Annotated in this window: 9 protein-coding genes; 5 read left to right on the top strand and 4 right to left on the bottom strand. The window is 75.9% G+C overall.

Annotated features, from left to right (window positions below):
* The first annotated feature begins 134 nt into the window (after nt 1-134).
* The gene (metF, locus tag LWC35_RS38330) at nt 135-1049 is read left to right on the top strand and encodes a methylenetetrahydrofolate reductase [NAD(P)H] (protein ID WP_232875499.1); all 915 of its coding nucleotides are present in this window, start codon (nt 135-137) and stop codon (nt 1047-1049) included.
* 101 nt (nt 1050-1150) lie between these two features.
* On the opposite strand, the gene LWC35_RS38325 is transcribed toward metF, so the two are convergent.
* Nucleotides 1151-1891, bottom strand: a complete 741-nt coding sequence (locus tag LWC35_RS38325) for an LppM family (lipo)protein (protein WP_232875498.1) — start codon at nt 1889-1891, stop codon at nt 1151-1153.
* Between the two features lie 44 nt (nt 1892-1935).
* On the bottom strand, nt 1936-2535 hold the full coding sequence (locus LWC35_RS38320; protein WP_232875497.1) for an N-acetyltransferase: 600 nt from the start codon (nt 2533-2535) through the stop codon (nt 1936-1938).
* Between the two features lie 482 nt (nt 2536-3017).
* On the opposite strand from LWC35_RS38320, the gene LWC35_RS38315 reads away from it, so the two are divergent.
* Both LWC35_RS38315 and LWC35_RS38310 read left to right on the top strand, forming a co-directional pair.
* A complete protein-coding gene (locus tag LWC35_RS38315) occupies nt 3018-3341 on the top strand; it encodes a hypothetical protein (RefSeq protein ID WP_232875496.1) in 324 nt (107 codons plus the stop codon).
* Nucleotides 3342-3478: 137 nt separating this feature from the next.
* The gene (locus LWC35_RS38310; RefSeq protein ID WP_232875495.1) at nt 3479-3886 is read left to right on the top strand and encodes an SAV_6107 family HEPN domain-containing protein; all 408 of its coding nucleotides are present in this window, start codon (nt 3479-3481) and stop codon (nt 3884-3886) included.
* Between the two features lie 46 nt (nt 3887-3932).
* On the opposite strand, the gene LWC35_RS38305 is transcribed toward LWC35_RS38310, so the two are convergent.
* Complete coding sequence (locus LWC35_RS38305) at nt 3933-4754, bottom strand: ParA family protein (RefSeq protein WP_232875494.1); 822 nt, start codon at nt 4752-4754, stop codon at nt 3933-3935.
* A gap of 67 nt (nt 4755-4821) precedes the next feature.
* Between LWC35_RS38305 and LWC35_RS38300 the strand changes: the two genes are divergently transcribed.
* A complete protein-coding gene (locus tag LWC35_RS38300; RefSeq protein WP_443690216.1) occupies nt 4822-5592 on the top strand; it encodes a class I SAM-dependent methyltransferase in 771 nt (256 codons plus the stop codon).
* 253 nt (nt 5593-5845) lie between these two features.
* A complete protein-coding gene (locus LWC35_RS38295; protein WP_232875500.1) occupies nt 5846-6238 on the top strand; it encodes an SCO2097 family morphological protein in 393 nt (130 codons plus the stop codon).
* 381 nt (nt 6239-6619) lie between these two features.
* On the opposite strand, the gene LWC35_RS38290 is transcribed toward LWC35_RS38295, so the two are convergent.
* Entirely contained in the window at nt 6620-7135 is a 516-nt protein-coding gene (locus LWC35_RS38290; RefSeq protein ID WP_232875492.1) for a hypothetical protein, read from the bottom strand.
* Between the last annotated feature and the right edge of the window lie 222 nt (nt 7136-7357).

The raw sequence follows: 7357 nt of genomic DNA, 5'->3' as shown, positions 1-7357 counted from the left end.
GAGCGCGGCGGCCCCCGCGGACTCGGGTGCCGGGCCCGGCAGGACGTTCGTGGGCGGGGAGGGATGAACCACCCGGCGAGCGTATCGGCGGGACGCACCTTGGGCGCGCCGACGCACGACCGTAGGCTGAACAGGTGACCACGCGAACCGCGCAGCCGCGCACCTCGGTGATCGACCGGATCGGGGCGGAGAGCCCGGTCTTCTCGGTCGAGTTCTTCCCGCCCAAGGACGAGCAGGGGGAGGCGGAGCTCTGGAAGGCGATCCGCCGCCTCGAGCCCCTCGACCCGGCGTTCGTGTCGGTCACGTACGGCGCCGGCGGCTCCAGCCGGGACCGGACGATCCGGACCACGGCCCGCATCGCCACGGACACCACGCTGGTCGCGATGGCGCACCTCACGGCCGTCTCGCACTCGGTGGCGGAGCTGCGGCACGTCGTCGGCTCGTACGCGGCCGCCGGCATCCGCAACGTCCTCGCGGTCCGGGGCGACCCGCCCGGGGACCCGCTGGGCGAGTGGACGGCCCACCCCGAGGGCCTCACCTACGCCGACGAGCTGGTCCGGCTGGTCAAGCGCTCCGGCTCGTTCTGCGTGGGCGTCGCGGCCTTCCCGTACGGCCACCCGCGCTCGGCCGATCTCGACGCCGACCTGCAGCGGCTGCTGGCGAAGATCCGGGCGGGCGCCGACTTCGCGATCACGCAGCTGTTCTGGGAGCCGGACGGGTTCCTCCGGCTGCGGGACCGGCTGGCCGCGTCGGGCTGCGAGGTGCCGCTGCTGCCGGGGATCATGCCCCTGCTCAGCGTCAAGACGCTGCGCCGCGGGCCGGAGCTGTCCGGCGCGCCGCTGCCGCCGGGACTGGCCGAGCGGCTCGAGCCCTACGCGGACGACCCGGCGGCGTTCCGCGCTGCCGGGCTCGACCTCACCGAGGAGCTCTGCCGCAAGCTGCTCGGCGAGGGCGTGCGGGGGCTGCACTTCTACACGCTGAACCGGTCCCTGGCCACGACGGAGCTGGTCGAGCGGCTGGGCCTGGCCCGCCGGCCCGCCCTGTCCTGAGCCGGCGGTGCTGAGCCGGCGGTGCTGAGCCGGCGGTGCTGAGCCGGCGGTGCTGGGCCGGCGGTCCCGGGGCCGGCGCTCCCGGGGCCGGCGGCGCTGGGCTAGCGGCGCACCGGCGGGTTGCGGGTGCGCCGGGCCAGCACGACCACGGCCGCGACGGCGCCGAGCACGATCACGGCGAGGGCGAGCGTCCAGGCCGTGGCCGAGGGGGCCTGCGGGTCGTCGTAGGCCACGACGGCGTTGACGTCGCCGACCTCTCCCGGGGTGAAGGTCCAGCTCACCGTGCCGGCCTCGGAGTCGCCGTTGGTGTCGAGGACCTCGCCGGGGAAGCTGACCTTGAGCTGGAAGTCCGCGCGGTCCACCGGGACGGTGGTCAGGTCGGCCGCGCCCTCCAGCACGATCCGGTTGCCGGCCCGACGCAGCGTCAGGTGCGCGCGCTCGCCGGCCTGGCCGCCGGCCGCGCTCAGCTGCCCGACCTGGTCGAACGTCAGGCCGGAGAAGCGCAGCACCGATCCGGTGTAGCCGTCCTGCCGGTACTCGGACACGTCCACGTCGGACGCCAGCGCGGGCGGCACCGAGATCGCGGGTCCCTTGTCGTCCGGGCCCTTCTCGGGGGTGGCGATCACGATCTCGCCGGTCACCGTGTCGTCCGGCTGCACGGCGAGGGCCGCCCGGACACGGGCGCAGCCGCCCAGCAGCGCGACCGCGGTCGCCACGAGCAGGAGCACCGAGACGACCCGGCGGAACCGGGACGTGCGGACGGGGCGGTGGCCCTCGGGGCGGGGCCGGTCGGGACGGGGCTGGTCACGGTGGGGAGCGGGCGGCGACTGCACGGCGGTCATCGTGCCATCGCCCGGTGCCGCGAGGCTGCAGCGACGGGCCGGGGTCACCCGCGCTCGGGCGGTGGCGGCAGCGGGAGGGTCCGGCCGAGCACCGCGAAGGGCCGGCTGTCGCCGGTGAAGCGGTGGTCCCGGAGCACGTCGTCGAAGCCGAGCCTGCGGTACAGCCGCCAGGCCCGGCCGGGGGCGCGCGGCGCGTACTCCGGTGTGGACAGCAGGACCATCCGGTGCCGGACGCCGTCGAGCAGCCCGCGCAGCATGCCTTCGCCGAGCCGGGCGCCCTGCGCGTCGGGCCGGACGTGCAGCTCGGTCAGCTCGAAGTAGTCGTGCAGCCAGTCCGGCTGGGCGGGGTCCCGGGCGGCGCCGCGCGCGGCCAGCCCGCGGCGGACCTCCTCGAACCACCACTGCCCGGGCCCGCCCGTGTAGCCGTAGGCGATCCCGATCAGGTGGCCGCCCGGGGCCATCCAGCCGACGCAACGCCACCCGGCGCGGCGGGTGTGCTCGAGCCAGAGGTTGCGGCGCTGGCGCGCCGTGCCGGGCGGGTAGCCCATGGCGGCGACGTAGACGTCGAGCGCCTCGCCGAGGTGGTCGGCCAGCTCGACCGACGACAGGGCGACCAGGCGCGGCCGGGCGGGCGCGGCGGTCATCGCCGCGGCCCCGGGCGAGGGCCCGGTCGCGGTGTCGTCACTGCCGTTGTGGCCGGCGCGGCTGCTGCGGCCACTGCGGCCCCGGGGGTCTCGCGGACGCGGACGGTCGCGCGACGGGCGGGGCGCGGGCGGGTCATGCCGCCATCTCACCACGCGACGCAACCGAGGGCGGGTGCCGACGGCCCGGTCCCGGCCGACGGCGCCGGTTTCGTCGGTGGTGCCCGGTAGGAGAAGGGCGTGCGCACGCGGGGCGGGAGCCCTCCACGGTGGTGCGGGCCCGACTTGACGGCCCGCGCCGGACACGCTTCACTGGACGAGTCGAACACATGTTCGATCCAGGTCGGTCCCGGGGGCGGGGTGGGGGAAGCACTCCCTCCCCGGGTCGGTCTGCGCTGTCCGTACCGACCCCGCCGGCCCGTACCGGCGCGGGCCGGTGCTCGTGTCCAGCCGGGTCCCAGCCGGCCGGAAGGGGAGTGATCTCCGTGAGCACCTTCTCCCGGGTGTTCGGGCCCCGCGAGCCCGCACCGGTCCAGGTCCGCTGGCTCGAGGGCGAGCCGGTGGAGTTCGAACGCAGGCCCGCCCGGCGCGGGTCCCGGTACCTGGTCACGGACGTCCGCGAGCGGTGGATCGAGGAGTCGCCGTGGCCGTTCCCGTCGCCGATGCCGATCGGTGGCGACCAACTGCGTTGCTGGCGGGTGGAGGCGAGGTCCGCGGAGTCGCCGCAGGAGCCGGCCCGGGAGTTCGTGCTGCGGATGCGCGCGGGGCCCGGGGTCTGGGACCTCGTGCGCGTGCCGGACGCGGGATGAGCGCGGGCCGGGGTGGCGCCCGGGGGTGCCGGCCGGCCGCGGGGCCGCGTGTGGCAGGGGGCTGGGCACGGGGGACGGCACGGGGGCCCGCTGCGGTGCGGGTGTGCAGGGCGAGCGTGAGGACCGGAGGAGCGGACATGACGATCACGACGAGCGAGCGGGCGCCGGCCGCGCCCGTGTCGAAGGCGGCACTGGGCCTGCTGCGGCAGGCGTCGGAGTGCGTGGCGGACGGCTACCGCTCCCCGGAGCCGCTGCTGCGCTACCCGGCGGCCTACCTCGCCGCGCTGCGGGCGGGCGCCGCGGTGCTGGCGGCGCGCGCGGTCCCGGAGCAGCGGCGCGGGCGGCCGCGCAGCGTCTGGCAGCTGCTCGGCGACATCGCCCCGGAGCTGGGGGAGTGGGCCGCGTTCTTCGCGTCCTGCTCGGACACCCGGGCGGCCGCCGAGGCAGGCATCTCCCGGCTGGTCGACCGGCGCGAGGCCGATGACCTGCTGCGGCAGGCCGAGCAGTTCGTGAGGATCGTGCGGGAGCTGCTGATCGACCGCTGAGCCCGCGACCGGCCCGTCGGCGCCGGGTTCGGGGCCGGGTGCGGCGTCAGGTCCGGGAGCGGGAGCGCAGCAACCGACCGAGCAGGGCGGTGAACACCGCCGCCACCTCGCGGGCCCCGGGCGTGTCCCAGGACTGGATGGGCAGGCACGCGCCCTGTGCCTGCTGCACGGCGGAGCGGTCCGGGAGCACGCCGCCGAACACCAGCGGCCCGAACAGCTCCCGCAGCTCCGCGATGCGGTAGTCGTGCTCGGCGTTGCGTGGGCGCACCCGGTTGATCAGAACGCCCAGCGGCTGCAGGTCCGGGTTGCCGCGCTCGCGCTCGGCCTGCACGGCGTCGAAGGCCCGCTGCACGCCGGACACCGCGAACATCGTCGGGTCGGTGACCAGGATGGCTCGGTCCGAGGCCGCGAGGGCGCTGCGGGTCAGCTGCCCCAACGAAGGCGGGCAGTCGATGATCACCAGCTGGTACGGCTCGCCGGGCTTCTCGTCCGTGCGGCCGAGGCTGGAGCCCAGGTCGGGATCGTCGAGCCGGGAGAGCGCGCGGGCCAGCCGCTCGAGCTGCTTGGTGCTCGGGTCCGGGTGGTTGTGCCGCTCGTTCTGCTCCGAACCCACCAGGACGTCCAGCCCCTCGCCCCAGGCGCTCGTCGCGATGGCGCGGCGCAGCACGGAGCGGCTCGGCTCGTCCAGCACGTCGGCGACCGTGCCCGTGGTGGGCTCGACGTCGAGCGCGATGGTGGCGTTGGCCTGGGGATCCAGGTCCACGAGGAGGGTGGGGATGCCGTGGTGCAGCGCGGCACCGGCCAGACCGAGGGCGACGGTGGTCTTGCCGACCCCACCCTTCAGGCTCAGCGTGGCGACGACCTGCACGGCGATCAACCTACCGTCTCGCCGCCCCGGCACGTGCGCGCGCCACTAGGCTGCCCGTGTGAACGCGGTGGCAGGCGAGCGTCCGGGAACCGTGAGCGGCGGGGCGGTCCGCCGCGTCCTCGACGCGGAGGTCGAACGGGCGCGCTCCGCCCGACCCGACGGCCGGCCCCGGGTGGTCGACGTCGGCGGGGGCAGCGGCACCTGGGCGGTGCCCCTGGCCGCCGCGGGGTGCGCGGTGACCGTCGTCGACGTCAGCCCCAACGCCCTGGCGGCGCTCGAGCGCCGCGCCCGCGAGGCCGAGGTGCACGCGCTCGTCACGCCGGTGCAGGGCGACGCCGACCAGCTTCCCGAGGTCGTCGCCGACCTGATCGACTCCAGCGGCGCCGATCTCGTGCTCGGGCACGGGCTGCTCGAGGTGGTCGACGACCCGGCGCGGGCCGCGGCCTCGCTCGCCGCCGTCGCGGCACCGGGCGCGGCCGTGTCGGTGCTGGCCACCAGCCGCCATGCCGCAGTGCTCTGGCACGTGCTGGGCGGGCGGCTCGAGGAGGCGCGCGCCGTCCTCGCCGACCCGGACGGGCGCTACGGGCCGGACGACACCCTCCGCCGCCGCCTCGACGGGCCCACGGTCACCGCACTGCTGGAGGAGACCCGGCGGCTTCGCGTCGAGCTCGTCCAGGGCGACGGGCTGCTCGAGGCCTGGTTGCCCCACTCCGTCCGGGACGGCGGTCCCGCGGACCTGCGGGGCGCCGCGGAGCTCGAGGACCTCGCCGCAGGGGTTCCGGCGCTGCGCGAGGTCGCTGCCCGGCTGCACGTCCTGGCGCGCGCCGTCACGCCCTGACCCGAGCGCGGGCCCGGGCCGGAGCCGGTGCTCGGACGCCGTCCGACCTGGACGCCCGAGGCGACGTCGATCACCACCCGCCCGGGCCGGGCGGCCGTTCGAAGATCGGTCTGCCCGGGTTGTGACCTCCGGGTAGTGGACCAGCGCTTTGCCTCGTATCCTCTTGGTCAGACGCCCATCCCGGGCGCTCGTTCCGCCACCCGCCGCACCAGGGTTGGCGGGACATCCCGTGACCGTTGTGCCGGAGGACGTCATGCCCCTCTCCGAGCACGAGCAGCGCCTGCTCGAACAGATCGAGCGTGCTCTCTACGCCGAGGACCCCAAGTTCGCCTCGACCGTGCGCGGCTCCAAGCTGCGCAAACCGAGCCGGCGCCGGCGGCTCCAGGGCATCGCGCTCTTCGCGGTGGGTCTGGTGCTGCTCGTCGTCGGCGTGGCGGTCGCCCCGCTCCGCGACCTCGTCGGCGCGGTCCCCGTCGTCAGCGTGGTCGGGTTCCTGGCCATGCTCGGCGGCACGATGCTGGCGCTCAGCGCCCGCGGAGCCGGCAAGTCCGGCGGCGGTACGGACGGCAAGCAGGCCGAGCCGGACAAGAACCGGTTCACCGGCCGGATGGAAGAGCGCTTCCGGCGCCGCTTCGAACAGGACTGAATCGACCACGCGCAGAGCCGCGGCCCGAGGGGCCGCGGCTCTCGTCGTTCGCGCGCCCGGAGCGACGCGTCATGGATCCATAACGCGTCCCGAGAGTCCGCGGACGAGCGTTATGGAACCATGACGCGTTCGTCGAGGCCTCGGGTGAGCGTTATGGATCCATAACGCGTCGTTGGGGCCTCGGGTGAGCGTTATGGAACCATAATGGGTCCCGGGAGGCTTCGAGTGAGCGTTATGGAACCATAGCGCGTTCGTCGGGGCTTCGGGTGAGCGTTATGGAGCCATAGTGCGTTCGCCGGGGCCTCGGGTGAGCGCTATGGAGCCATAATGCGTTCGCAGGGGCCTCGGGTGAGCGTTATGGAACCATGACGCGTCGGATCCTCACCCGATCTTGCTGGGGATGCGCTCCTTGCCCGCGAGCAGGAGCGAGCGGGGGACGAGGGTCCGCACCCACGACCTCCACCCCCCGCGACCGGAGCCGTCGATCGCGCCGAGCACGGTCTGCAGGGGACCGGTGAGGGCGCCCTCGGCGGGCGGGTCGTCGCCGTACCACTCCGCCTCGACCAGCCGCACGATCTCGCGCAGCGCGTCCTGCGCGGCGGCGTTCGTGGGGCCGTCGAGCTCGTGCGCCCCCACGACCCCCCGGGCGGTGCCGCGGACGGTGTCGCCGTCGGACACGGCCGAGCCGCGGTCCCGCGAGGTCGCGAGGATCTCGTCCCACGCCGCGCGGCCGGCGCCCGGACCCCCCGCCGCGGCGGCGGCGAGCCGGCGCTTCCGCAGCACCCGCCGGCCGACCGCGGGCCCGGTCAACAGCGCCACCATCAGCAGCAGCACGAGCGGGACCAGCACCGGGACGCCCTCGCCCTGGTCCGCGGCAGCGGGGCCCGGCTGGGGCACGTCGACCGGCGCGGGCTCCGGCGTCGGCAGGGGCGCCTCGGCCTGCGGCTCGGGCCGCGGGACGTCCTGCTGCGGCGCGGCCGGCTGGTCGGCGCCGGGCGGGGCTGGGCGGCCTGCCAGCCGGAGTTGGCGCGGTAGTCGGAGAGGGTCAGCGCGCGCAGGTAGGTCGGGCGCGGGAGCCCCGTGGTGCGGAACAGCTCGACCGGGTCGCTCTGGGTGAGC

It is taken from the genome of Pseudonocardia kujensis (genome assembly GCF_021283305.1).
GTDB lineage: Bacteria > Actinomycetota > Actinomycetes > Mycobacteriales > Pseudonocardiaceae > Pseudonocardia > Pseudonocardia kujensis.
This window is presented reverse-complemented; position numbering and strand designations above follow the sequence as displayed.

Coding starts and splice junctions, on each gene's coding strand:
- LWC35_RS38320 (WP_232875497.1), bottom strand. CDS start 2,535: ATGACCGCCGCGCCCGCCCGGCCGCGCCTGGTCGCCCTGTCGTCGGTC.
- LWC35_RS38310 (WP_232875495.1), top strand. CDS start 3,479: ATGACGATCACGACGAGCGAGCGGGCGCCGGCCGCGCCCGTGTCGAAG.
- LWC35_RS38325 (WP_232875498.1), bottom strand. CDS start 1,891: ATGACCGCCGTGCAGTCGCCGCCCGCTCCCCACCGTGACCAGCCCCGT.
- LWC35_RS38295 (WP_232875500.1), top strand. CDS start 5,846: ATGCCCCTCTCCGAGCACGAGCAGCGCCTGCTCGAACAGATCGAGCGT.